Origin of the sequence: Gordonia sp. N1V (genome assembly GCF_029269935.1) — a bacterium.
Lineage (GTDB): Bacteria > Actinomycetota > Actinomycetes > Mycobacteriales > Mycobacteriaceae > Gordonia > Gordonia polyisoprenivorans.
In genome coordinates this window covers 25,083-48,926 of the sequence record NZ_JARJDD010000031.1, presented here as the reverse complement: position 1 = coordinate 48,926, position 23,844 = coordinate 25,083, and the positions used below count along the sequence as shown (strand labels likewise).

22 protein-coding genes and 1 pseudogene are annotated in these 23,844 nt (G+C 65.7%); 16 read left to right on the top strand and 7 right to left on the bottom strand.

Translation table 11 applies throughout. The features are described 5' to 3' along the window. The first annotated feature begins 58 nt into the window (after positions 1-58). The gene (locus P3L18_RS26065; protein ID WP_276115761.1) at positions 59-481 is read left to right on the top strand and encodes a hypothetical protein; all 423 of its coding nucleotides are present in this window, start codon (positions 59-61) and stop codon (positions 479-481) included. Between the two features lie 72 nt (positions 482-553). Here P3L18_RS26065 and P3L18_RS26060 read toward each other — a convergent pair whose 3' ends face one another. After that, on the bottom strand, positions 554-1,681 hold the full coding sequence (locus P3L18_RS26060) for a hypothetical protein (protein ID WP_276115760.1): 1,128 nt from the start codon (positions 1,679-1,681) through the stop codon (positions 554-556). A 156-nt stretch (positions 1,682-1,837) separates the two neighbouring features. Here P3L18_RS26060 and P3L18_RS26055 point away from each other — a divergent pair, with 156 nt between their 5' ends. The 4 genes from P3L18_RS26055 (at position 1,838) to P3L18_RS26040 (ending at position 6,393) form a co-directional block, all read left to right on the top strand. Beyond that, entirely contained in the window at positions 1,838-2,608 is a 771-nt protein-coding gene (locus P3L18_RS26055; protein WP_276115759.1) for an HNH endonuclease family protein, read from the top strand. An 80-nt stretch (positions 2,609-2,688) separates the two neighbouring features. Further along, complete coding sequence (locus tag P3L18_RS26050) at positions 2,689-3,630, top strand: NADP-dependent oxidoreductase (protein WP_276115758.1); 942 nt, start codon at positions 2,689-2,691, stop codon at positions 3,628-3,630. A gap of 310 nt (positions 3,631-3,940) precedes the next feature. Beyond that, entirely contained in the window at positions 3,941-5,362 is a 1,422-nt protein-coding gene (locus tag P3L18_RS26045; RefSeq protein ID WP_276115757.1) for a hypothetical protein, read from the top strand. Beyond that, positions 5,359-6,393: a ThiF family adenylyltransferase gene (locus P3L18_RS26040; RefSeq protein WP_276115756.1), complete on the top strand. Its 1,035-nt coding sequence runs from the start codon at positions 5,359-5,361 to the stop codon at positions 6,391-6,393. The genes P3L18_RS26045 and P3L18_RS26040 overlap by 4 nt, the downstream gene beginning before the upstream one ends. A 13-nt stretch (positions 6,394-6,406) precedes the next feature. Here the strand turns inward: P3L18_RS26040 and P3L18_RS26035 are convergent, their stop codons facing one another. Then, complete coding sequence (locus tag P3L18_RS26035) at positions 6,407-7,135, bottom strand: response regulator (RefSeq protein ID WP_276115755.1); 729 nt, start codon at positions 7,133-7,135, stop codon at positions 6,407-6,409. Between the two features lie 143 nt (positions 7,136-7,278). Here P3L18_RS26035 and P3L18_RS26030 point away from each other — a divergent pair, with 143 nt between their 5' ends. From P3L18_RS26030 to P3L18_RS26015, 4 genes are all read left to right on the top strand, one after another. Further along, positions 7,279-7,935: a LuxR C-terminal-related transcriptional regulator gene (locus tag P3L18_RS26030; RefSeq protein WP_276115754.1), complete on the top strand. Its 657-nt coding sequence runs from the start codon at positions 7,279-7,281 to the stop codon at positions 7,933-7,935. A 39-nt stretch (positions 7,936-7,974) separates the two neighbouring features. Then, on the top strand, positions 7,975-9,396 hold the full coding sequence (locus P3L18_RS26025; RefSeq protein WP_276115753.1) for an acyl-CoA synthetase: 1,422 nt from the start codon (positions 7,975-7,977) through the stop codon (positions 9,394-9,396). 169 nt (positions 9,397-9,565) lie between these two features. Further along, the gene (locus P3L18_RS26020; RefSeq protein WP_006373182.1) at positions 9,566-10,141 is read left to right on the top strand and encodes a TerD family protein; all 576 of its coding nucleotides are present in this window, start codon (positions 9,566-9,568) and stop codon (positions 10,139-10,141) included. 116 nt (positions 10,142-10,257) lie between these two features. Beyond that, positions 10,258-11,433 carry a DUF475 domain-containing protein gene (locus P3L18_RS26015; protein ID WP_276115752.1) on the top strand — a complete coding sequence of 392 codons (1,176 nt, stop codon included), beginning with the start codon at positions 10,258-10,260 and terminating at the stop codon, positions 11,431-11,433. A 116-nt stretch (positions 11,434-11,549) separates the two neighbouring features. Here P3L18_RS26015 and P3L18_RS26010 read toward each other — a convergent pair. After that, positions 11,550-11,813: pseudogene (locus P3L18_RS26010) on the bottom strand (AIM24 family protein); the annotation flags it as partial. 325 nt (positions 11,814-12,138) lie between these two features. Further along, positions 12,139-12,375, bottom strand: coding sequence for a hypothetical protein (locus tag P3L18_RS26005; RefSeq protein WP_276115751.1), 237 nt, complete (start codon positions 12,373-12,375; stop codon positions 12,139-12,141). A gap of 84 nt (positions 12,376-12,459) precedes the next feature. On the opposite strand from P3L18_RS26005, the gene P3L18_RS26000 reads away from it, so the two are divergent. Next, on the top strand, positions 12,460-14,679 hold the full coding sequence (locus tag P3L18_RS26000; RefSeq protein WP_276115750.1) for a serine/threonine-protein kinase: 2,220 nt from the start codon (positions 12,460-12,462) through the stop codon (positions 14,677-14,679). 68 nt (positions 14,680-14,747) lie between these two features. Here the strand turns inward: P3L18_RS26000 and P3L18_RS25995 are convergent, their stop codons facing one another. The 3 genes from P3L18_RS25995 to P3L18_RS25985 are packed head-to-tail and all read right to left on the bottom strand — an operon-like array spanning position 14,748 to position 16,846. Continuing rightward, the gene (locus tag P3L18_RS25995; protein ID WP_020172986.1) at positions 14,748-15,509 is read right to left on the bottom strand and encodes an AIM24 family protein; all 762 of its coding nucleotides are present in this window, start codon (positions 15,507-15,509) and stop codon (positions 14,748-14,750) included. Further along, on the bottom strand, positions 15,506-16,213 hold the full coding sequence (locus P3L18_RS25990) for an AIM24 family protein (protein WP_276115749.1): 708 nt from the start codon (positions 16,211-16,213) through the stop codon (positions 15,506-15,508). Before P3L18_RS25990 ends, P3L18_RS25995 begins: the two co-directional genes overlap by 4 nt. A gap of 12 nt (positions 16,214-16,225) precedes the next feature. After that, the gene (locus P3L18_RS25985) at positions 16,226-16,846 is read right to left on the bottom strand and encodes an AIM24 family protein (RefSeq protein ID WP_123927137.1); all 621 of its coding nucleotides are present in this window, start codon (positions 16,844-16,846) and stop codon (positions 16,226-16,228) included. Positions 16,847-17,001: 155 nt separating this feature from the next. Here P3L18_RS25985 and P3L18_RS25980 point away from each other — a divergent pair, with 155 nt between their 5' ends. The 6 genes from P3L18_RS25980 to P3L18_RS25955 are packed head-to-tail and all read left to right on the top strand — an operon-like array spanning position 17,002 to position 23,836. After that, positions 17,002-18,123: a hypothetical protein gene (locus tag P3L18_RS25980; protein WP_276115748.1), complete on the top strand. Its 1,122-nt coding sequence runs from the start codon at positions 17,002-17,004 to the stop codon at positions 18,121-18,123. Then, positions 18,120-19,343, top strand: coding sequence for an HpcH/HpaI aldolase/citrate lyase family protein (locus tag P3L18_RS25975; RefSeq protein WP_276115747.1), 1,224 nt, complete (start codon positions 18,120-18,122; stop codon positions 19,341-19,343). The genes P3L18_RS25980 and P3L18_RS25975 overlap by 4 nt, the downstream gene beginning before the upstream one ends. Then, entirely contained in the window at positions 19,340-20,584 is a 1,245-nt protein-coding gene (locus tag P3L18_RS25970) for a phosphoribosyltransferase family protein (protein ID WP_276115746.1), read from the top strand. Before P3L18_RS25975 ends, P3L18_RS25970 begins: the two co-directional genes overlap by 4 nt. After that, on the top strand, positions 20,581-21,702 hold the full coding sequence (locus tag P3L18_RS25965) for a cysteine protease StiP family protein (RefSeq protein ID WP_276115745.1): 1,122 nt from the start codon (positions 20,581-20,583) through the stop codon (positions 21,700-21,702). Before P3L18_RS25970 ends, P3L18_RS25965 begins: the two co-directional genes overlap by 4 nt. After that, entirely contained in the window at positions 21,699-22,568 is an 870-nt protein-coding gene (locus tag P3L18_RS25960; RefSeq protein ID WP_276115744.1) for an HAD family hydrolase, read from the top strand. The genes P3L18_RS25965 and P3L18_RS25960 overlap by 4 nt, the downstream gene beginning before the upstream one ends. Then, entirely contained in the window at positions 22,565-23,836 is a 1,272-nt protein-coding gene (locus P3L18_RS25955) for a TerD family protein (RefSeq protein WP_079931880.1), read from the top strand. Before P3L18_RS25960 ends, P3L18_RS25955 begins: the two co-directional genes overlap by 4 nt. Positions 23,837-23,844: the final 8 nt, after the last annotated feature.

Genomic DNA, 23,844 nt, shown 5'->3' with positions numbered 1-23,844 from the left:
GTGGCGGTTCTCCCGAGGGGGAGGACCGCCACGGTCGTTGGGGCGCAGACTGAGAGTCATGCGCACATCCGTTTGTTCGTTTCTCGTCGCAGCTCTCGTCATCGCCGGCCTGGCCGGCGCGGCTACCGAAGCGCCTCCTGCGCACGCCGCGCCAGGCGCGAGCCCGGCAACGACGGTAATTCGGGATTGCGTCGGCGATAAGCAGATTCGGCCGAGGACGATCTCGTCCATCTTCTGCGGCGATGCCGGAGTGATCGTCACCGACGTCACCTGGCTCGGATGGACCGATGGCTGGGCGGTCGGCTACGGCACCGAGCACCGCAAGCTCTGCCAACCTTCATGCGCCGCTGGACGATCCACCAGCGACCCCGTCGGAATCTGGCTGTTCGCCCCGGTCCGCGGCGCGTTCACCAAGGTGTCGCTGTATCACTCGGTCGCGGCATCGCCGGAGACGTACACACTGACCGGGTTGGTGCGGTAACACTCAACTCGAGGGATTGTCCAATACGCGGCCTTGGAATCGGGAGCGACACTCGCGACAGACCTCACGCATTCACCGCCCCCGCCCTCGCCTCCGCGAATTGCTCTTGCGCCGCCGATGCTCTTCCCGGCGAAGATACTGCTGGTGCTCGAACTCCTTCATACCAACACTGAGCGGTCCCTCAAGCCCTTGGGGCACAACGTATTTACCATCCTCCAGACGCATCCACCCGTAGGTGATCATCTCGTCGAGGGCCTCGCGGATCCCCGGTTTGTCCACGTAATAGGGATCCTCGTGAATGCGGAGCACGAGTTCCTCGGCTGCCTCGTTGTCCATCTCGTCGTCATCCTCGTCCTCGTCGTCCCACAGGGAGTCGAACCAGTCGACGCCGCGCGGGGTGGAGGACGACCCGGCATCGATGAACGCGCAGAACTCTTCGCCCGATCCGCGGTTGCTCATCGATCGTTGGTCGTCGAGGAGGCGAACCACCCACTCCGAGAAGGTGTCCCGTATCTGATCGATCGGCGGGCGTCCGTCACGCCAGTCCTTGGCGCCGGGGCCGCGGTGGATCACGCCGTCGCCGCCGTAGGAGATCAGGGCGTGCTCGGGGTTACTTGCGTACTGGATGAGCCGCGAGGCGAGCCCTGCGGAGATGCCGAGCTTCGTCGCGCACGTGTCCAGGCCCGCCGGCAGCTGGCCGCCCGGAGCGGTCGGTTTTCCCTTCCCGATCCACTTCAGGATTCCCAACAGGCTGCGCATGGGTTCGACGGACAGCAAGACCTGCCGTTCGGCGTCGAAGTCATCCAGACGCAGGCCGTCGATCGCGAAGTCCACCACGGTGCGCGCGGCCCGCAACGCCGCGGGCGTGCCGCTCCACTTTCCGGTGGACTCGGTGAAGATCAGGTACGTGTGCAGGGCGAAGCCGAGTTTCTCGCCCGGCACCAAGGTGTCGAGTGCGGCCCGAAAGGCGAGCCCTACCTCGGTGAGAATCTCGGCGTCGGTAGACGTCCAGGCGATCGGGTCGAAGTCCGGGTTCGCTTTGTCCGCCACCCGGAATGCGGCGAGAAGGTAGCGGCTCAGCAGCATTGACTCGTCGACGTCGATCTCGGGCACCTCGGCAAGCGCCCACAGGCGGTATTCGTCGACCAGTTCTACGCGTCGCGCCTCGCGTTGCCGTTGTGCGGGGATGTCATCGGACATGTCTCGAGCCTACGAAGTCAGATCGGTCTCGGCGAGTCATCGGGAGCATCGATGGCGAGCACGATGCGGTCGTGAGTGTTTCCCGTGGAACAACGGTGACCTGGGCCGCCGCCCGCGGTGAGAAGGACCGTCGGGACGATCCGGCACAATCGGCCCATGCGACGACGACGTCTGGCGCTCGGGGCGTCCGTGGTTGCGATCGCCGTAGTCGCCGGCTGTGCCGCACCCGGGGACCCGGTGACCGTCACCTCACCCGGCGCGACCGCGGTGAATGACATCCCACCGAGCCCCGCGACGTCATCGTCCTCGGTCGGGACAACCGCGCCCACCGCGCTCTCCCCCGAAGCGGCGCTGGCGTGGTCGCAGCTGCGGGCTCTGCCGGTCAAGGGACGCGCACCCAAGACGGGTTACAGCCGCGCACAGTTCGGTCAGGCGTGGTCGGACGATGTGAACGTCGACGACGGTCACAACGGCTGCGATACCCGCAACGACATCCTGCGCCGCGATCTCATCGACATCGTCCTCAAGCCCGGCACGCGCGGATGCGTGGTCTTGTCGGGGACGCTGCACGATCCCTACACCGACAAGACCATCGGTTTCACGCGCGGCGCGGAGACGTCATCGGCCGTACAGATCGACCATGTCGTGGCGTTGTCGGATGCCTGGCAGAAAGGCGCGCAACAGCTGACACCGCAACAGCGCATCGACTTCGCCAACGACCCGCGCAATTTGCAGGCCACCGACGGGCCCACCAATCAGAAGAAGCGCAACGGCGACGCCGCGACCTGGCTACCCCCGAACCGTACGTATCGATGCACGTATGCGTCGCGGCAGATCGCCGTCAAGACCGCCTACCACCTGTGGGTGACCCCGGCCGAGCGGGATGCGCTGGCGCGCATCCTCGGTACGTGCTCCGTTCAGCCTTGAGCCTGGGGCCCGCAGTCCGGAGGCCGTAACCGTGAGGGCCGTAGCCTTGACGTCATGGGCCCTCGCACCGGCATCCCCACATGACCCCCGCACGCCGCTGGGTCGCCCTCTGCCCCGGCGGCCTCGATGATTTCGCCCTCACCGACGTCGATGTGCCGGCGCCCACACGTGGTGAGGTGACGATCGAGGTGACCGCCGCCGGGGTGAATCCGGCCGACCTCAAGCACGCGCTTGCCGCGACGGAGTTCCCGCTCCCGATCGGGTACGAGGTCGCGGGCCGGATCGTCGCCCTGGGCCCCGACACCGAGATCGGTTCGGGTGACGCAGCAGTCGGCGACGAGGTACTCGCCTTCCGGGTCAGAGGCGGGTACGCGACAGCGCTCACGGCGCCCGCGGAGAAGGTGTTCGCGCGGCCGGAGACCCTGGGTGTCGACGAGGCGGCCGGACTCCTGCTGGCGGGTACGACCGCCGCCGACATGCTTCGTGCGGCCAGTACCGCGCGCGACGAGCTGATCGTGTTGCACGGTGCGTCGGGAGCGGTCGGGGTGGCGGTGCTGCAGCTGGCGCGTCTGCGGGGAATCCGGATCATCGGCACCGTAGGCCCCCGATCGTGCGAGCACGTACGCGACTTCGGCGGCCTGCCCGTCACGTACGGACCCGGCGTGCTCGACCGCATCCGGGCCGCCGCCGACAGTCGACCCATCGCCGCCGCGCTCGACGCCGTCGGCACCGATGAGGCGGTCGACGCCTCACTCGAACTCGTCGCCGACCGCTCGCGGATCGTCACGATCGCCGCGCCCCGGCGCGCCGCCGCCGACGGGTTCCAAGCCCTCGGCGGCCGCCAACCGGAGAGCGCAGAGTTTCGGGATACAGTGCGCACCAACCTGATTCGCCTCGCCTCCGACGGTGATCTCGTCGTCCCGATCGGCGCAGTCTTCGGTTTCGAACAGGCCCGGGAGGCTCTGCGCCTGGTCTCCGACGGGCATGCCGGCGGGAAGGTCGTCCTCCGCACCGACCGGTGACCCGTCGAGCTAACACAGGGGTACGACAGAAATGAGCGCCGAGCGAGCCGCCAGAAAGCCATTTCACGGCCGAATCTCGGTAACCAAATCGCCGTAACGCGATGCACAACAGCGATTTTCGCTCTCAGTCATTCACCCGTCCTACTGTTCGCTCAGCGGTCGGGCGATCGGTCGAATCGGACGCGTGAGGCTCGCGTCATGACCATGTGCGGGGTCAGACTGAGTGGGCGCCGACAACCGTCTCACTCCTCGGAAACGCGAGTGAGATAACCGATCTCACGTCGGCCACTTCTTCCCGAGGAGGAGCGCCGTGCTCACCATCAGCGATCTGGACCTGGCCGTGGCGATGACCGACCGTGCCCGCCGCAGGGTTCCTGCCTACGCAGACTTCCTGCGCCGCAACGGCATCGATCCCGGCGAACGTGTCGATGCCGAGTCCTTCACGCAGCTGCCCGTGATGACGAAGGCCGGCTACATCACCCGTTATCCGCAGCCGGCCCGCTACTGGGACGGCCGGATCACCGAGGCGATGGTGTGGTCGTCGACGTCGGGCTCCTCCAGCGGAGTGCCCACCCAGTTCGGGCGTGGAGCGCTGGCCCTCGAGCAGAGCGCCGCGATGTACGACCGGATCTTCACCGACTCCTTCGCCTCACAACCGCGAACCACGTTGCTGATCAACTGTTTTGCGATGGGCACCTGGATCGGAGGCACGTACACGATGGCCGGCGTGAGCGAACTCAACAACCGCGGTCACCGAATCAGCGTCGCCACCCCGGGGATCGATCTCGACGTCGCCGTCGCCACCCTCGCCGAACTCGGCCCGTTCTACGACCACGTCGTCCTCGCCGGATATCCGCCGCTGATCAAGGACCTCCTCGACAACACCCCGGCCAATCTGCTCGCGATGGACATCAAGCTGCTGCTGGCCGGCGAGGCGATCACCGAGAAGTGGCGCGACCACGTACTCGATCTGCTGCATCGACACTCCGAACCCGAGCGGATCTGCCTCAAGTATGGCACCGCCGACGCCGGGCTGATGGGCTACGAGACCCCGGCGAGTATCGCCGTCCGGCGAGCCGCCCTCGCCGACGCCGCTCTGTCGGAGGAGTTGTTCGGTCCCGGCATCACCGCACAGCCGACGTTCGTCCGCTATCACCCCGAATACCGCTACACCGAGTGCGACGCCGAGGGGCATCTGCTGTTCACGGTCGATTCGGCCATGCCGTTGATCCGCTACCGGATCAACGACCGCGGACGGATCCTCGACGGCGTACATCTCCACGAGATCCTGCGCGCGCACGGACACGACGACCTCGCCGTCGACGTGGAGCCGCACGACCACTTCCTCGTGCTGCACGGCCGCACCGACATCGCGGCAATCTTCCACTCGCTCAACGTGTATCCGGCCAACCTGCGGCCGGCATTCGAGGACCCCGCGTTCGCCGCCGACCTCACCGGACGATTCGTCGTCGAGGTCCTCGAGAGCCAACAGCATCATCAGACCCTGCACATCCGGGCCGAACTGGCCAAGAACACCTCCGCCGATGCAGGTCTGGCCCGCGCGCTGCGTGACCGCTGCCATGAGTCGTTGGTGAGCACCAACTCCGAGTTCCGGGCGCTGAGTGCGTCATTGGGGAAAGCCGCCCGCCCCACCGTCTCCCTGTACGAGTACCACTCGGCGGGATTCGGTTCCGGCGCAAAGGACGTCTACATCCGAGGAGCAGCACGATGATCGAGATTCTTCACCCCACCCGCGACCGCAGCCACATCGACACCCTGTGCACAGCGGGTGAGTACCGGCTGGTCGACGCCTGGACGACCGCACTGCCCGAGCTGACCGTGCTCGCCGCCTTCACCGGTGAACCCGTCCCCGGCGACGGTGACCCCGACGACGGCGATCTCGACGAGTGGAGCCGCTACGTCGTCTACCCCTGGCGGCGCACAGTGGTGCGCACACCCATCGACCCGGTCTTTCACCGACTGCGCACCGCGCGCAATCGCTTTCTGATCACCGACGACGAACAGGCCGCCTGGTCGACCGCGCGACTGGCGGTGGCGGGTCTGAGCGTCGGTGCCTCCGTCGTCGGCGTCGCCGGACTGACCGGCGCCCGTCGATTCCATCTCGCCGACCCTGACACCCTCGGGCCGACCAACCTGAACCGGCTGTCGGGTTCGGTGTGCGATCTCGGCGTCGCGAAGACGACCCTGGCCGCTCGGCGCCTCCTCGAGGCCGATCCGTACGCGGAGGTCACCACCTGGGCGCAGGGTTTCGAGCAGGCCATGGCACCGGTGTTCTTGCGGTCACCCGACGGCTGCGCGGTCGACGTCGTGATCGAGGAGATGGACGACCTCGCCATGAAGGTCGCGCTGCGCGTACACACCCGCCGGGCCGGGCTGCCGCTGATCATGGTCACCGACGACGGCGACAACGTGATCCTCGACGTGGAGCGTTACGACCTCACCCCCGACTATCCCCTCTTCCACGGCAGCGCCGGGGAGGTCACCGACCTCGACACCGCGGCCCTGCGCGATCCGGCGAATCGGGTCCGGCTGGCCGGGGCCATCGTCGGTGACGACGTGGCGCCGCGACTGTCGCGGGCGCTCGCCGAGGTGGGCCGGACCATTCCGTCGTGGCCGCAGTTGGGCACCGCCGCGAGCCTAGCCGGGGTGGTCGGCGCCTTCGCCGCCCGCACCATCGTGTGCGGAGGCGAACTACCCTCGGGCCGTTACCGTTTCGCAGTCGACGGCGCGCTCGCGGCGTGACGCGGGCTGCCGGTCACGCCGCCAGCACGTCGGCGTGATCGTTACGGCGACACCAGCTCATCAGGTAACGGGCGTGTAGTCCGCACCAGCGGTACACCGACGCCTGCGTCATCGGCAGATCCTCGTTGTGTTCGCCGCGCTGGATGATCATCGGCCCGATGTAGTGGCTGGTGATCTTGTTGGCGGTGTTGGGGGACACCTTGGCCACCCGCGCCAGGGTCGCGGTGTCGGAGACGTGGCCGGCGGCGATGGCGCCGGCCATCCGACCGGCGGTCTGTCCGCGGCGTCCGGTGAACAGCTCATAGAGGCTGGGCCGACGATTGGCCGCGGGGGTCTGGGGCAGCCGGCGGCCCAGCGCGGCCACGCTGATGGCGTCGGCGAATGCGGCGAAACCATCGGACTTGGCGACCACCCCGACCACCTCTTCGCGGCGACGCGCCTCCTCGATGAGGTCGGTCTCCATGCTGTGACCCTGCGCGGTCAGCAGGACCGGCGCCAGCCGATCGTGATTGCGCAATGACTCGATTACGTCGAGACCGTCGAACGCCCACTCGGTGTCCGGCCGGTTCCACACCAGGTCGGCGGTCACCACATCGAACCGCACCCGGCCGGCGACCCGGCGAATGAACTCGGAATCATCAGTGGCCACCTCCACCGTCCAGTCGGCGAATCGCGACCGCAGCGGCGCCGCGACCACCTCGCCCAACGGGGAGGCCACCAGTACACGTAAGCCCTCCGACATGGCCTCTATTGTGCATCGCTAACGACGTTCATGCGTAATCACGCATGACGATCGCGGTTTGGGGGCCTTTTACACCTGAATCCCGACCATTTGTGTCGCACGAAATGGTGACCTGCCCTCGCAAACCGGACATCGTTGACTCCATGCCGCACGACCCCTCAGATCGCCCCGTCCCGACCGTCGTTCCCGACTCCGACGGCACCGTCACGGAGGCTGCGCCCCTGTTCGTCGCGGTCGCCGCCGAGGACGACATCCTCGACACCGCCCTGTGCACCCTCGTGGAGGCCTGGGGTCATCGGGCCGGCATTCTGCGTCCCGACGCCGACCACTCCCGCTCCGGGCGACCCGCCGACGAGTCCGGGACGGTCATCGTGGTCCGCTCGACGCGTCGACTGATGGAGGTCCGGCAACATCTGCGTCTGCGCAAGGCGATCGTCGTCGGGCTCGGCGTGCGCGCCGACGATCCGCGCGGTATCGATCTCGCGAACACCGGGCGCGCCCCGGCCGAGCTCGCGGCATTCCTGACCAGCGTCGCCGATCGCCTTCCCCACCAGTCGGTCCGCGTCCGGCTGACCGATCGCGAACGACAGATCCTCACGACCTACGCGCTGGGCGCGACGATGCCCGAGACGGCCAAGCGCCATCACATCGCAGAAAGCACCGTGCGCGAACACTATCGCCGGGTGACCCAGCGATACGCCGACGCCGGCAAGCCCATCGGAAACAAGGCACAGCTGCTGCTGCGGCTGATGAGTGACGGATGGGTGCGTCCGCGGGAAATCCTGCACGCGGCAGGGTGAGTCGGCTCGCAGCATAGGGTCGGGTGGCAGCATGGGACTGTGCTGCTGCCGTCGCTGATCCCCCACGCACCCGACCTGTCCGATGCCGTCATCGTCGGTGACGACCGTCTGTCACGCGAAGACCTCGTCGGCGCCGCGACCGCGGTGGCCGAACGTATTCGCGGGGCACACACGCTCGCCGTCCTCGCCCGCCCGACGGCCTCGACGGTCCTCGCCGTCGTCGGCGGCCTGATCGCCGGGGTCGCGATCGTGCCGGTGCCGCCGGATTCGGGGCGCCGAGAACTCGACCACATCCTGCAGGATTCCGGCGCCCAGGCCTGGTTGGGTGCGGCCCCCGCCGACACGTCGCTGCCCGCCATCCCGGTTCGCCGCTACGCCAAGTCGTGGCATGCCCATCCCGAACCACCCGCCGACGCCACCGCACTGATCCTCTACACCTCGGGCACCACCGGTTTACCCAAGGGCGTCCCGATCACCCGACGCGCAATCGCGGCAGGCCTCGACGCCCTCGCCGACGCCTGGGCATGGACATCGGAAGACACACTCGCCCATGGCCTTCCGCTGTTCCACGTGCACGGCCTGATCCTGGGGGTGCTGGGACCGCTGCGGCACGGCGGCCGGCTGATCCACACCGTCAAGCCGACTCCCGACCACTACGCCCGCGCCGCCGACGCGGGTGCATCGATATTCTTCGGGGTTCCGACGGTGTGGTCGAGGATCGGCGCCGAGCCGGAATCGGCCCGCCTGCTGTCGGGGGCGCGGCTGCTGGTGTCGGGGAGCGCTCCCCTACCCGTGCCGGTGTTCGACCGGATCCGCGCGGCCACCGGCCACGAGATCGTCGAACGCTACGGCATGACCGAGACGATGATCACCGTGAGCACCCGCGCCGACGGCGAACGCCGGCCGGGCTGGGTCGGACTCCCGCTCGACGGCGTGCAGACGCGGCTGGTCGAGGGCGATGCCGTGCTGCCGCACGACGGCGAATCCGTCGGCGACCTTCACGTCCGCGGCCCCATGCTGGCATCGGGATATCTCAACCGGCCCGAGGCGACCGCACAGAGCTGGCTCGACGACGGCTGGTTCGCCACCGGCGACGTCGCCGTCATCGACGGGGACGGCATGCACCGCATCGTCGGACGCCGCGCCACCGATCTGATCAAGTCCGGCGGATACCGGATCGGCGCAGGCGAGATCGAAACCGTCCTGCTCGCCCACCCGTCGGTCGCCGAGGTGGCCGTCATCGGCGTCCCCGACGACGATCTCGGTCAGCGCATCATCGCCTACGTCGTCGGTGAGCAGGCCGCCGACGGTTCCGGCAGCGACGGGTCCGGCAGCGACGAGGACCTCATCGCGTTCGTGAGCGCCGAACTCTCGGCGCACAAGCGTCCGCGCGAGATCCGTCGGGTGGAGTCGTTGCCGCGCAACGCAATGGGCAAGGTGCAGAAGAAGCTGTTGGGGTGAGCAGCGATTGCCGTCCGACCGTCGCCTCGCCTGACGTAGTTTCCTTGTCATCCACAGTTCGTTCGGTCGGCTGACGCATCCCTGTCCGATGCCAAACTCTTCGCATAAGGTGTGTGGCATCGCACGTAGAGTTGCGGTTGGCCGTTCAACGAAAGAAAGGCATACGGACATGGGCGTGAGCCTGAGCAAGGGTGGGAACGTCTCGCTGACCAAGGAGGCCCCCGGTCTGACCGCGGTCGCCGTGGGTCTCGGCTGGGATGCCCGTACCACCACCGGTACCGATTTCGACCTCGACGCCAGCGCCATCGCGCTGGGCACCAACAAGAAGGTGCTCTCCGATCAGCACTTCGTCTTCTTCAACAACCTGCGCTCGCCGGACGGCTCGATCGAGCACACCGGTGACAACCTGACCGGCGAGGGCGAAGGCGACGACGAGGTCATCAACGTCGATCTCGCGGGTGTCCCCCCGGAGATCGACAGCATCGTCTTCCCCGTCTCGATCTATGACGCCGACGCTCGCAGCCAGTCGTTCGGCCAGGTCCGCAACGCCTACATCCGCGTCGTGAACCGCGCCGGCGGTGCCGAGATCGCCCGCTACGACCTGTCCGAGGACGCTTCCACCGAAACCGCCATGGTGTTCGGCGAGCTGTACCGCAACGGTGCGGAGTGGAAGTTCCGTGCCGTCGGCCAGGGCTACGCCTCCGGCCTCGCGGGCATCGCCCGCGACTACGGCGTCAACGTCTGAGAAACCGACACATCGCGCGAATGCCGCACCCGCTCATGGCGACGGGTGCGGCATTCTTCGTACGCATATCGCGCCTGTATCTGCCGCTCGTCCACATGTAGAAAGGCCACATCCCCGTGGTACTCCGAATATTCGGTCTCTCCATCGTCGTCACGGTCCTCTCCCTGATCGCCGCCTTCTTCTATGGCGGCACGACGGCCCTGTTCCTGACCCTCATCCTCGGCATCCTCGAGGTCTCGCTGTCCTTCGACAACGCCGTCATCAACGCCACCGTGCTGCGGCGGATGAGCGAGTTCTGGCAGAAGATCTTCCTCACCATCGGCGTGATCATCGCCGTGTTCGGTATGCGACTGGTGTTCCCGCTCGTCATCGTGTGGCTGGCCTCGGGCCTGAACCCGGTCGAGGCGATGCGATTGGCGCTGAACCCGCCGGCCGACGGGGCCGCGTACTTCCCCGACGGCTCGCCGAGCTACGAAACCTACATCACCGACGCCCACCCGCAGATCGCGGCGTTCGGCGGCATGTTCCTGCTGATGTTGTTCCTGGGCTTCATCTTCGAGGAGAAGGAGATCACCTGGCTCAGCTGGATCGAACGGCCGCTGGAGAAGATCGGCAAGCTCGATCAGCTCGAAGTGGTCGTCGCGGCGATCCTGCTCATCATCACCGCCGAGTTCATCGCACCCGATCAGGAACGGTCGACGGTTCTGTTCGCCGGCATCCTCGGCATGATCACCTACCTCGCCGTGAACGGTCTCGGTGAGCTGTTCAACACCGATGACGACGATCCCGACGAGTCCGATGACGAACGCGCACAAGCGCAACGCACACCAGGGGTCGACGACGCCGCGGCCGTTGCCGACGCCGAGGTACGCCGCCGTTCCGGGCCGAGCGATCTCGCCAAGGCGACCGGCAAGGCCGGCTTCTTCTTGTTCCTCTACCTCGAGGTGCTCGACGCGTCGTTCTCCTTCGACGGCGTCATCGGGGCATTCGCGATCACCGCGGACCCGATCATCATCGCGCTGGGCCTCGGCCTGATCGGCGCGATGTTCGTCCGTTCGCTGACCGTCTACCTGGTCCGTCAGGGCACCCTGAGCGAGTACGTCTATCTCGAGCACGGCGCCCACTGGGCCATTGGCGCTCTCGCGTTGATCCTGTTCTACTCGATCGGCACCCACGTTCCCGAGGTCGTCACCGGCCTCGTCGGCGTCGTTCTGATCGTGGCGGCCTTCATCTCCAGCGTCGTCCGGCGCCGCAACGAGCCCGCCGACGCCAAGGATCACATCGAGATCTGAGTTCGACCGACACCGATACACCACACGGATACACCAACGCGGCACGAGCTCGTGGGCGCCCCCTCTGCACGGGGCGCGTCCGCGAGTTCGTGCCGCGTTGGCGTTCTACCTGTCTCCTACTGCTGCTGCCCCAGCTGCTGGGTGATCTCCTGATTGATCTGCTGCAGTCCGGGCACCGACAGCCCGGGTAGGTGGCCCTGGATGGTCCGGACGATGGAGGTGTCGTTGCGAACCTTCTCGCTCGACTGGATGAGAACCGTTCCGCTGCCGGTGAAGTCGAACTGGCGCTCCTCGCCGGAGTTGATGCCGAAGCGCCGGCCGGCGGCGGCGATGAAGGAGTTCACCCAGGCCTCGTCGAAGTGCCGCGAGGGAAGCGACGGGGTTCAGTACATACCAATATCGAGATCAAGGATGGCGTCGCCATTAGTTAGTAGCAAAGCGACGGCGATCTTAAACGGAACTGACTATGGACCGGACCTATGTGATGGCCGCATTTCAACATTATTAGATTGAACTTCGCCGTAGGACCCCTGCGTCAGCTACCATATTGCAAGCACACCATGTGGGCGCCACTCAAAGAAGGCGAACGTTGTGAGAAATGATAACAACTCGAAAACAGTAGCGGAGGAGGACTGCGAGACCCTACCCCTTCGATTTCGAGTCGACCCAAACTTTCGCTATGTTCACGGGCCAAGTATCGACGCATCATCCCAGCTTGGGGGCGTTGATCTCTCTAGGCATCTCGCGGATAGAATCAGACACTCTCGCGGAGGAACGTTTCTGGTTGCAGGCTTCCGCGGCACCGGAAAAACGACACTCGTCCGTCGAGCAATCGAGCAGCTCGATAACACTCCAGAAGAACATACGCTCCCAATCTACTTGACTCTTGCCCGCCCCACGAGTGCAGCCGATCTCTTGTTCATACTTCTCCGTCAGCTGCATGAATCATTGCAGATCGATAATCGGTTTCAGTTGTGCAGTTTAGCACTTCGAGACGCGCTATCTCTTGCGGCGAAGAGAACCTACATGGCTAGTAAATCAACCATTTCTTCATCAACGGAGTCCCAGGCTTCGGCTTCTTTGACGGTTGGCTCCGGCCCAAAGGCCGAAGGTGGTCGCAAGCGGACGTCAAGCACTGGACTCGAAGACGCATATCTATCGTACTCCGAAACTGACGCGGAGTACGACCTAATGCGGATCTTCCGTCTTTTTGCAGGCGATCATGTAGTCAATATTAGATCCGGATATTTCGGATTGCGTAAACAAACATCGGTAACGAAATTCCACCCCATTATCGTGTTAGATGAAGTTGACAAGCTGACAACCCTCAAATCAGGGGATAACGGGGGATCCGACGCGCTGGAGTCTCTGCTCGGAAGCTTGAAGAACTTGCTGACGGCCGACGGGCCACATTTTATCCTAGTGGGCGGAGTAGATCTACTGGACAGGGTCAACCAAGAGTCCCAGCGCGGAATTGGAGTATTCGAGACAATTTTTGGTTTCCGAATGTACGTGCCCTGTGTCTGGAACCCACAGATATCGAGTCTCCTCGGAAACCCCCCTGCTTCGTCGCCCTGGGCCATACCGAACAACCTTCAAAGCTATCTGGAATATCGCTGCCGAGGAATTGCGCGTAAATACTGGCAAGAAGTGAATCAGCTTATAACCTGGAGGGACGGAGTTCCATACTTCTACTCTCCCCAGAGGAGCCGGAGCACTATCGACTTCTTTGCAAGTCTCCTTGCTAAGCTTCGACGCTTTATGGATCGCTATGAGCGTCGGAACTTTGAAGACCTTGATGCTCTCGAGTACGACCGGCGTCAACTATCAATTCTCTACTTTATGGACTGCGTCCTTGAAACAAGAGGATCGCCTTTCACGGCTTCGGATATTCTCGCCTCGGAGGACGGAGTTTCTTTCGACGATGTCCTGAGGATATCTAAGTTGTTCGCTCTGGAGTTCCTTTCTTATCTAACCGATCAGAGAATATTGAGGGTTGTCAGACAACCATCGAGCAGTACTGTCACCGCTTATGGCGACATTCGAAGACGGGAAGAGTCCGTGTTTGTTCTCCAGGATTGGGTGCGCTATCAGCTTCGCGATATCGGCGTCGCCCTGACGGCTCCGGGTACAAAGCATGTGGAAGAACAATCCGCCGAACCACAGCCTGATCATAAGGTCCCGCCTGTTCTCTCCCCTAGCAGTACTCGAAATTCTCCGAGTCCCGGATATCCTAGTCAGACACCTCATCTAGCTGAAGTATCTCTACCTCCTATCAAAATATTGGACGGCAAGTACCAGCTTCGTCGAGTAATAGGGCAAGGCGGAATGGGAACGGTGTACCTAGGCAGTGATCTGGACACCGATGATGATGTTGCGATCAAAATGCTCCCGCAATGGGTGACGGATGATCCGCTCGCGGTGGCGAGGTTACGGCGAGAGGCGGCGATGCTTGAGCGAGTGCGCCACCCTAACGTAGTACAAATCCTCCACTTTTCAGATGACGGCGAGTCGCCTTATCTCGTGATGGAGTATATAAATGGGGACACGCTCCGGCAGGCAAGTGAAAGGAGAAACGGATTCAGTGTTGACGAGGGGCTTGATCTGTTTCTACAGATCCTGGAAGGTGTACAAGCCTGCGCTGCTGCAGATGTACACCGTTTAGATTTGAAGCCGAGCAACATTATTGTTCGAGAGGAAAGCCTCAACCCGGTAATCATCGACCTTGGAATCGCCAAGCCCCTCAAAGATTCTCAGATTACTGATATTGGAACAGTAATCGGAACCCTTCCGTATATGGCGCCGGAGAGCGTAATGGACGAGGGTGTGAGGCCAGAATCCGAAGTATTCTGTGCCGGAATTCTATTCTATGAAATCTTGACCGGAGAACAAGCAAGGCCTCCTGCCTCGTCAGCGTTCTTGATGGTAAACAAATTGATGCAGCCACTCACCCTGGAGCGTCTTCACCTAATCCCTGAACCGATTCGTCCAGCACTTGTCCGCGCAACGCAATTGGATTACGAAACTCGATTTCACAGTGCTCAGGAATTCGCTGCCGCACTTCGCGCTGCGCGCGATTCGTTGACAGCTGACGACGCATCCTTGCGGATTGCGCGGCTTGATAGAGGTCGGTCATCAACACCAGATACTGAACGCCTCGCAACCACGCAGTTGTCCCCTTCAACCTCTCGCCAAGCGGGATCACAAACACCCCCGCTTCATTCCGATCCTCACGACAGTGAATAGCTCGTTGCTTCAGTAAGTCGACGTGGGTGGCTATACGAGTACGCCATATACCGCCCGCCGCGGCCTCCCTACTGCTGCTGCCCCAGCTGCTGGGTGATCTCCTGATTGATCTGCTGCAGTCCGGGCACCGACAGCCCGGGTAGGTGGCCCTGGATGGTCCGGACGATGGAGGTGTCGTTGCGAACCTTCTCGCTCGACTGGATGAGAACCGTTCCGCTGCCGGTGAAGTCGAACTGGCGCTCCTCGCCGGAGTTGATGCCGAAGCGCCGGCCGGCGGCGGCGATGAAGGAGTTCACCCACGCCTCGTCGAAGTGATGGCTCGGCGACGGGCAATCAGCCCACCCGACGAGGGCTTCGGGGTCGACGCGCACCGGCGGTTCGGCGAACATCACCGGCCCGTTGGACGACGCGAGGAACTTCCCGGTACCGATGAGCGTCAGGAAGCCGGGCACGATCGACTGCTGCAGCGACAACTGTGGTTGGAACGCAAGGAGATTGGCGGCCCGGATGGTGAGGTTGCCGTCGTCGAGGTCGTAGGCGTTGATGTTGTAGCCGCGGTCGCCGATGATGAGCTTGCCCTGACCCTCGGCCACCACGTAGTCGCCCAGGTGCAGCGGAGCCGAGAACTGTTGGGCCACCATGTGCAAGAGCTGCCCGGAGAGGCCGTGGGTCAGTGCCGTGAAGTTCATCTGCCCGTAGTAGGCGATCATCGCGCCCTTGGACATGAACCACGGCTGGTTGAGGTCGATACAGAACGAGTAGTCGTTGTCGGCGATGTTGTCGTCGGTCGGCAGGGTCGCCGGATTCCAGACGGTGTTGAGCTGGCTCACAACTTCTCCTCCGATGCCTGTACGTAGACGACGCCTTGCCCGGCGCATTCCAGTTGCATTGCCTCACCACCGGTTCGGCCGACGTTGCGCCAGCTGACGGTGGATCGCAGAGTGGTGTTGACCTGCCCTGCCGCCCCGACATAGGCCTGGGGGTCGACGGTGACCGGCGGCCGATCCGGTGACACGGGAAGCTCGAAAACCCCTCCGTGACCGAGGATCACGACCTGCCCGGGCCCCGACAGCTGTGTGGTGAACATGCCCTGCCCGGTCATCGCCCCGGCGGCTGCCGACCGCATCGAGCGCAGTAGTCCACCGCCACCACCACCACCGCCACCCTGGGAAGTCACCGACACGATGGACGCCTGCAGATTCGAGGTGTAGGCGAGTGTGCGTGAGGCCTCCACGCGGATCATCCCGCCGACGGCGCCGACGTCGATGACCTGGACCTCGATCCCACGAAAGCCGTAGTGCACCACGCCTTGTCCCTGGGCGATCATCGTCGACTCGTGTTCACCGGACATCATCCGCCCGGCCATGCCCGCGACTCCACCCATGCCGCCCATCCCGCCGGGGGCACCGGCGACCTGGTGTGGTTGAAAGAAGACGTTGCCGGTGTAGAAGAGCATCGCCCCGCGCCGCGCGACGACGGGCCCGCTGCGGCTGATGTCGACCGAGACGACCTTGCTGTTGACCTTCTGGAACATGTCGGTGCTCCCCTATCGCTCGGCCGGTTGGATGGAGACCACGCCGGTACCGTCCCAGCGCAGCGAGAACGCTTCTCCGCCACCCTGTCCCAGGGCACTGCGCCAGCTGACGTCGGTGACGAAGGACTGGCTCAATGCGCCGCGTGCGCAGACGAAGGCGTCGGGGTCCACGACGAGCGGATACTGCGGGCTCACCTCGAGATGGATCAGTGGGCCGCCCTGCGAGAGCAAGGCGATCTGACCGTGGCCGGTGACGGTGGTGGTGAACAGCCCCTGACCCGCCGTCGCACCGCGCACCCCGGCGAAGGTGACGTTGGTCTGCAGATTCCCGTTCAGCACCATCAACTGTTGGGATTCGACCTGCAGGGTCTCACCGTTCATCTCGATGATGGTGGTCTCGGCGGCGTTGTGGGCGAAGTACACCACGCCACTACCGGAGGCCTCCATCAACGACAGTCCCTCACCGGTGGCACGTTGCTTCATCCCGGCGAGAAGTCCATCGCCACCACCGAATCCGGCGGACTTGAAGTTGACCTGTCCCTCATAGGCGACCATCGACCCCGACAGTGCCCGGACCGCCGAGTTGTTGAGCCGGGCCTCCACCACCCGTTTGGAACGCTGTACGAGCTGCATACGCCACCCCTTCGCGATTGTGCCGTTCGTCCGATACGACACGCCTGCCGAAGAACCTAGTCGATAGCATCGGTGGCGTGCCCAGGAAGTTTGCGAGGAGATGGTTCGGGGCCAGCTCACGTGCACAAGCCGATCTCGGTGCGTACTCAACTCGAATGACGTCGGCGTTCCTCGCCTCCGAATCCGCACTCTCCGACATCGACTCCGCGGTACAGACCGCCCACGATCTCGATCCCCGATCCCGCGTCCGCGATCAGTGGATCTCGGTCCGTGAGCGCTACGCCGAAGTGACCGCCGAGTATCTCCGCCTCTCGGCCGCGGCGAGCGCGCCGGAGGGACCACGCCCGGGCGTCGAGGAGCTCTCACGCTGCACGGATGCGCTGGAAGCGATGACCGAGGAGATGAGCCGCTTCGGGCAGACCCACGCCGCCGAACTCGACCGTGCCCGACATTCGGTTACCGAGCTCGGAGTGCTCGAGCAACGCGCGCGGGTCGCGGCGACGACGTCGGCGACCGCACTCGATCAGGCCCCACCGGAGCTCATCGGGCTGCGTATCGTCTCCCGCGCCGCCGACGCCTTGCGCGACGCGACGATCTCGTTCGGCAACGCCGAGGGCATCCGCTCCCGGAAGTCGGCGGCGACGGCGGTGCTCGCTGCCGCCGAACGCGTCGGGTCGGCGTTGTCGGACGCTCCCGGCTTCGCCGATCGCGCCCTGCGCGTCATCCGGTCGGTCGACACCCGACGCAGCGCGATCGAGACCCGCCAGGCTCAGATCCCCGACCAACTCTCGGCCCTGCGACGCGAGTTCAGTGGGGACTGCTCGCAGGATCTGCAAAACTCCGACGCCGTCATCCGCGAGCACCTGCGGGCCGCCGACGCCCACCTCGAAACGGCCCGGACCGCTTTGCGCACTATGCCCGACCAGGCCATTGACGATGCGGAAGCCGCCCGCGACGATCTCGACGCCGCCGAGCAGGCTGTCGACGCCGTCGGTGATCGGCTACGACTGCTACGTGAGGTGCGCGCCGATCCGGCGGCCACCGAGCAGCGGGTGCGGTTCCGGTTACGAGACGCACAACACTTCGCGGTCAACAACGCTCTGGTTGACGAATGGGGCTCGGTGCTCGATGCTCAGGCCGACCGGATCTCGAGGGCGCGGGGGGTGCTCGACCGGGTTCACCCCGATTACTGGTCGTATCTGACACAGCTGCGTGCCGTGGACCAGCGCATCGTCGAGATCGTCGACCGCATGAGAGGACAGGTGGCCGCACGATGACCACGACCGCGCCGCGGGGTGTCGACTCGACGCACGAAGTCGCCGACTCGACCGAAGTCACCGGCCCGAGGCATTTTCACCAGCTCGCTCCCGACGTCCTCGACCGGCTGTTCCTGCGTCGGCCCGAGCCGATCACGACCCAGTGGTCGACGCAACGCACCGCCGTCGCCCTGGGTGCGACGCTCTACGTTCCGGCCACCCGCCCCGACCTGGCCGAGGTCATCGCACGACGTCATCGCGAGGGCGTCATCTCCATGGTCATCGACCTCGAGGACGCGGTCGCCGATGAGCATTCCGACAAGGCGATCGACGCGACCGTCGCCGCCCTGCACCAGCTCGACGGCTCCTCGGCCGGACAGATGTTGTTGTTCGTGCGGGTCCGGGAGGTCGCCCAGATCTCCTCCATCACCTCCAAGCTCGAGTCCGCCGGGGCGCTCTCCGGGTTCGTGATCCCGAAATTCAGTGCCGGCGAGGCGGATACGGCGTTGCAGGAGATCAATCGGTCCGCGCGACGTCTGGGCGGTCACCTGTGGGCGATGCCGGTACTCGAATCGGCGGCGCTGGTGCACAGGGAATCGCGTGATGACGAATTAGCCACCATTGCAACAGCTCTCGACGATCACCGCGATCAGGTGCTGGCGGTGCGGATCGGCGCCACCGACATGTGCGGGCTGTTCGGCATTCGTCGCGACCGCGATCTGACGATCTACGACGTGCGGGTGGCGGCCGACGCGATCGCCTGCGTCGTCAACATCCTCGGCCGCGCGGACGGGACCGGTCACGTCATCACCGGGCCGGTGTGGGAGTACTTCGCCGATCACGAGCGCCTTTTCGCCCCGCAGCTGCGCACGACCCCGTTCCGCGATCACGACGCGGTCTGGTTCCGCCAGCAGCTCGTCAGCCGCGACATCGACGGCCTCCTCCGCGAGATCGCTCTCGACCGCGCGAACGGCATGCACGGCAAGACCGTCATCCACCCGGCACACGTCGCACCGGTGCACGCGTTGAGCGTGGTGACCCACGAGGAGTATCACGACGCCGTCGACATCCTGGCCGGCACGACCGGCGGGGTGGCCGCGTCTGCGTACCGCAACAAGATGAATGAGATGAAACCGCACCGCAAGTGGGCCGAGCGGGTGATGGACCGGGCCGCCGCATTCGGCGTCACCGCACCGGGCGTCAACTTCGTCGACCTGCTCACCGCGATGGACGCCGCGTGAGTTCACCGAGCCACATGGGTACCGCCGCGCGGCCGGCGGACTGGGTGACCGAGCAGTTCGGGGTGTCGATGACCGGTACCGACGATCTGGTGATCCTCGGGCTGCGGCGCAACCGTCGCCGGGCGCACCTGTTGGTGTCGACGGTGCTGGGCAAGCACATCCCCACCCCGCCCGCCCGGGTTCGTGGTGCCGCCGACGCCCTCGGCGACGCCGTGATCGAGCTTGTCGGTGCCGACCTCGCGGCGCGTGCCACGGTGCTCGGGTTCGCCGAGACCGCGACCGGCCTCGGACATTGTGTGGCTCACCGCTGTTCGGCGCGACTGTATCTGCACTCCACGCGGCGACGCATCGCCGGTGTTCGGGTGTCGGGGACCTTCGAGGAGGGCCACTCGCACGCCACCACTCATCTGCTGCAACCGAGTTCGCCCGAACTGTTGTCACTGGACCCGGCGGCGCCCGTGATACTCGTCGACGACGAGATCTCCACGGGCTCGACCGCCTTACGCGCGATCACCGCGCTGCAGCGGATCACGCCGCGCGGCCGGTATGTAGTGGCGTCACTGGTGGACATGCGTACCGATCCCCACCGTGCCGAATCCGCGCGCGTCGCAGACGAACTCGGTGTCCGGATCGATCACGTCGCACTCGCTGACGGCAGCATCGAGCTGCCCGAGGGGATCGTCGACGCGGTGTGGGACAGCGTCGCCGACCCGCTCAACCCGGTCGACGAGCGACGTGGCCGCGTCACCGAGATCGCTCTGCCGTGGCCCTCGGGTGTACCCGATGGTGGCCGACATGGGTTCGCGCACAGCGATTCCGAGACTTTCGCTCATGCGGTCGCCGACGCCACCACGGCAGTGGCCGACCACCTCGATCCGGCGCTCGAGGTGGTGGTCGTCGGTCACGAAGAGCTCATGTACCTGCCGCTGTGCCTCGCCGAGGAACTCGACCGGCGCGGTATCCCGACGCGATATCAGACGACCACCCGCTCACCGGCACACGTCCGCGACGTCGACGGTTACCCGCTGCGTCGCGGGTTCACTTTCACCGCACCGGAATCCGACCCGGGGACACCCCGTTTCGTCTACAACCTGGTGCCGGGGGCAACGGTGGTGATGGTCATCGACGCGCCCGCCGACACCGACCTGCTGCGCGCGCCGGGCGGGCTGCTCGACGTGGTGACCGCCGCGGGTCACGACGTGTGCCTGGCGATCCTCCCGACCGGCAAGGGGCTCCGATGACCACACCAGCACCACCGCCGCTGCGCGGGCCCGCGTTCGGGTCGTACGCCCCCGACGAGGTCACCTGGCTGCTGAAGGACCTCTCGCACGTGGCGCTCGAAGGTGAGCTGGCCGAACGTGAGCGTCGCATCCAGTCCGGCGCCGCCCATTACGCCGAGTCCCTGCCGATCGAGTACCAGCCGGGCGCGCAGTATCAGGAGCTGTTCCACACCGCTCTGCGGGAGTCCGCTGCCCGGCTCGCGCACGCCACCGCAGTGGTGAGCGAACTGGTTGTCGCCGAACGTGATCGGCAGCCCACGCTGGTGTCGCTGGCGCGTGCGGGCACCCCCGTCGGCATCCTGATGCGGCGGTGGATACGTTTCGCGCATGGCCTCGACACACCGCACTACACGATCTCCATCGTGCGGGATCGGGGCATCGACACCGTCGCCCTCGACCACATCACCGCACGGCACCGACCCGAGTCGGTGGTCTTCGTCGACGGGTGGACCGGTAAGGGCGCGATCGCGCGCGAGCTCACCGACGCCCTCGACGCCTACGTCCGGGCCGGCGGCGCGCGGCTGGCCGACGAACTCGCCGTCCTCGCCGATCCCGGGTCGTGCACCCGCACCTACGGCACCCGCGACGATTTTCTCATCGCCTCGGCGTGCCTGAACTCGACGGTGTCGGGATTGGTGTCGCGCACGGTGCTCAACGCCGACCACATCGGTCCCGGGGAGTTCCACGGCGCCAAGTTCTACCAACACCTCCGGGAGTGCGACGTGTCGAACCTGTTCCTGGATACCGTGTCCGAGCGTTTCGCAGATGTGGAGCCCGATGTCCGGAGGAGTATCGAGCGCATCCTCGACAGTGCCCGAGAGCCGCGGTGGTCCGGCTGGGCGTCGATGGAGCGCCTACGCGACGAGTACGGGGTGTCGTCGGTGAACTTCGTCAAACCCGGAGTCGGCGAGACCACCCGCGTGCTCTTGCGGCGCGTGCCCTGGATGGTTCTCGTCCGCGAACCAAATCTGCCCGAACACCACCACATCCGGGTGCTCGCCGCCGAACGTGGCGTTCCCGTCGAGGTGCGCTCCGATCTGGCCTACTCCTGCGTCGGGCTCGTCAAGGAGGATGCGTGAGCGGCCCTGCTTCCCCGGGACAGTGCGCCACCGGCCTGGTGGCCACCGATCTCGATCGCACCCTGATCTACTCCCGAACGGCGATGGGCGAGAGCCAGTTTGCCGACGTCGATCCGGTGTGCGTGGAGATCTATCAAGACGCGCCGCTCTCGTACATGACCCGCCGGGCGCACAGCCTGCTGGCACAGCTCACCGAGTTGGTGCCGGTGATCCCGGTGACGACCCGAACCCCGGCGCAGTTCGGGCGGATCACGTTGCCCGGCAGTTCGTTTCGCCATGCGGTCGTCTCCAGCGGCGGCCGTGTGCTGTGCGACGGCGCCGACGACGCGGCGTGGCGGACCCGGATCGAGCGGCGCGTCGCCGCCACGTCGGCGCCGCTGGCCGAGGTGACCGCCGGGCTGGCGGCCCGCATCGACGACGGTTGGGTGCGCTCGCTGCGCACCGCCGACGATCTTTTCTGCTACATCGTCGTCGACCTCGATGCTCAGCCCACGGCCTTCCTCGACGACTGGCGCGCCTGGTGCGCGGCCCGCGAGTGGACGGTCTCGCAGCAAGGCCGCAAGATCTATGCGCTGCCGCGCGAGGTCACCAAGTCCGCGGCACTCGCCCACGTCCGTGAGCGGCTCGTCGACGACGGCACGCTGGCCGCCGGGAACGAGGTTTACGCCGCCGGCGACGGCCGCCTCGACATCGACCTGCTCACCTACGCCGACGCGGCCGTCCGACCGTGCCACGGCGAACTCGACCAGATCGGCTGGATGCGCCCCGATCTGACGATCACTGCCGATCCCGGTGCCCTGGGCGGGGAGCAGATCGTCGAATGGTTCCTCGCCCGTGTCGGCGCGGATGCCAGGATGGGGGCATGACCGTACTGACCAAGGGCCAGAACGCACCACTGCCGGGAAGCGAGGCCTTCGTCTCCGTCGACGTGGGAGATCCCGCCGATCTGTCGGCCCTGCTGGTGACCGACACGATGAGGGTTCGCACCGACGCCGACTTCGTGTTCTACAACCAGCCCACCGGACCGGGCGTGGACCTGCAGAATCCGACGAACCGACCCGTGCTGCGGGTCCGGACCGACGCGGTGCCCGCCGACATCCACGCCGTACGCGCGGTGATCACCCTCGACGACGCGTCGTCGAGCTTCGGCCGACTCGGGGCTCCGGTCGCCCACGTGACCGACGCCCGCGGCATCGAGCTGTTCACGTACACGATCGACGGGCTCTCCTCCGAATCGGTGGTGGTGGCGCTCGAGTTGTATCGGCGCGGCGGCGGCTGGAAGGTCCGCGCGGTCGGTCAGGGTTACGCGGGCGGATTCGCCGACCTCGTGCGTGATCACGGCGTCTCGGTCGACGATGCGCCGGCCCCGACGCCGGCCGCCCCGGTGACCCCACCCCCACCGCCAACCGCGCCGACATCCGGATATGCCCCGCCACCACCGGGATTCACTCCGCAGGGTCCCGCACCGCAGGGATTCGCCCCGCCACCTCCGCCGCCGCCGACTCCCCCGGCACCGGCGCCGCCCAGCGCGCCCGGCGAGGTCAGCCTGACCAAGAATCGGCGCGTGGATCTGTCCAAGGGCCAGAAGGTGTCGCTGCGCAAGGACGGTGGCGTCGCACTCACCCGCATCCGGATGGGCCTCGGATGGGACCCGATCAAGCGCGGTGGGTTCTTCGGCGGACGTCAACGCGACATCGACCTCGACGCCTCGGTGCTCATGTTCAGCCGCGGGCAGGTCGCCGACGTCGTCTATTACGGCAGCCTGCGCAGCGACGACAACTCGATCGTGCACTCCGGCGACAATCTGACCGGTCAGGGCGAGGGCGACGACGAGGTGATCAACGTCGATCTGACCGCGATTCACCCGGCCATCGACAATCTCGTCTTCACCGTCACCTCGTATCAGGGGCAGACCTTCCAGGAGGTCGACAACGCCTACTGCCGCCTCGTCGATGAGACCACGGGCGCCGAGTTGGCCCGGTTCACGCTTGCCGGCGGGATGGCGTTCACCGGGGTGACGATGGCGGTCATCTCCCGTGAGAACGGGGAGTGGAAGCTGCGCGCAATCGGTGACGGATTCCAGGGCAAGACCCCACGCGATGCGGTGCCGCACGCGGCACGGCATCTGGCCTGACGCACGCG

Coding starts and splice junctions, on each gene's coding strand:
- P3L18_RS26065 (WP_276115761.1), top strand. CDS start 59: ATGCGCACATCCGTTTGTTCGTTTCTCGTCGCAGCTCTCGTCATCGCC.
- P3L18_RS26060 (WP_276115760.1), bottom strand. CDS start 1,681: ATGTCCGATGACATCCCCGCACAACGGCAACGCGAGGCGCGACGCGTA.
- P3L18_RS26055 (WP_276115759.1), top strand. CDS start 1,838: ATGCGACGACGACGTCTGGCGCTCGGGGCGTCCGTGGTTGCGATCGCC.
- P3L18_RS26050 (WP_276115758.1), top strand. CDS start 2,689: ATGACCCCCGCACGCCGCTGGGTCGCCCTCTGCCCCGGCGGCCTCGAT.
- P3L18_RS26040 (WP_276115756.1), top strand. CDS start 5,359: ATGATCGAGATTCTTCACCCCACCCGCGACCGCAGCCACATCGACACC.
- P3L18_RS26035 (WP_276115755.1), bottom strand. CDS start 7,135: ATGTCGGAGGGCTTACGTGTACTGGTGGCCTCCCCGTTGGGCGAGGTG.
- P3L18_RS26030 (WP_276115754.1), top strand. CDS start 7,279: ATGCCGCACGACCCCTCAGATCGCCCCGTCCCGACCGTCGTTCCCGAC.
- P3L18_RS26020 (WP_006373182.1), top strand. CDS start 9,566: ATGGGCGTGAGCCTGAGCAAGGGTGGGAACGTCTCGCTGACCAAGGAG.
- P3L18_RS26005 (WP_276115751.1), bottom strand. CDS start 12,375: ATGCAGCTGACGGAGAAGTATGAACAAGAGATCGGCTGCACTCGTGGG.
- P3L18_RS26000 (WP_276115750.1), top strand. CDS start 12,460: ATGGCTAGTAAATCAACCATTTCTTCATCAACGGAGTCCCAGGCTTCG.
- P3L18_RS25990 (WP_276115749.1), bottom strand. CDS start 16,213: ATGTTCCAGAAGGTCAACAGCAAGGTCGTCTCGGTCGACATCAGCCGC.
- P3L18_RS25985 (WP_123927137.1), bottom strand. CDS start 16,846: ATGCAGCTCGTACAGCGTTCCAAACGGGTGGTGGAGGCCCGGCTCAAC.
- P3L18_RS25980 (WP_276115748.1), top strand. CDS start 17,002: ATGACGTCGGCGTTCCTCGCCTCCGAATCCGCACTCTCCGACATCGAC.
- P3L18_RS25975 (WP_276115747.1), top strand. CDS start 18,120: ATGACCACGACCGCGCCGCGGGGTGTCGACTCGACGCACGAAGTCGCC.
- P3L18_RS25965 (WP_276115745.1), top strand. CDS start 20,581: ATGACCACACCAGCACCACCGCCGCTGCGCGGGCCCGCGTTCGGGTCG.
- P3L18_RS25955 (WP_079931880.1), top strand. CDS start 22,565: ATGACCGTACTGACCAAGGGCCAGAACGCACCACTGCCGGGAAGCGAG.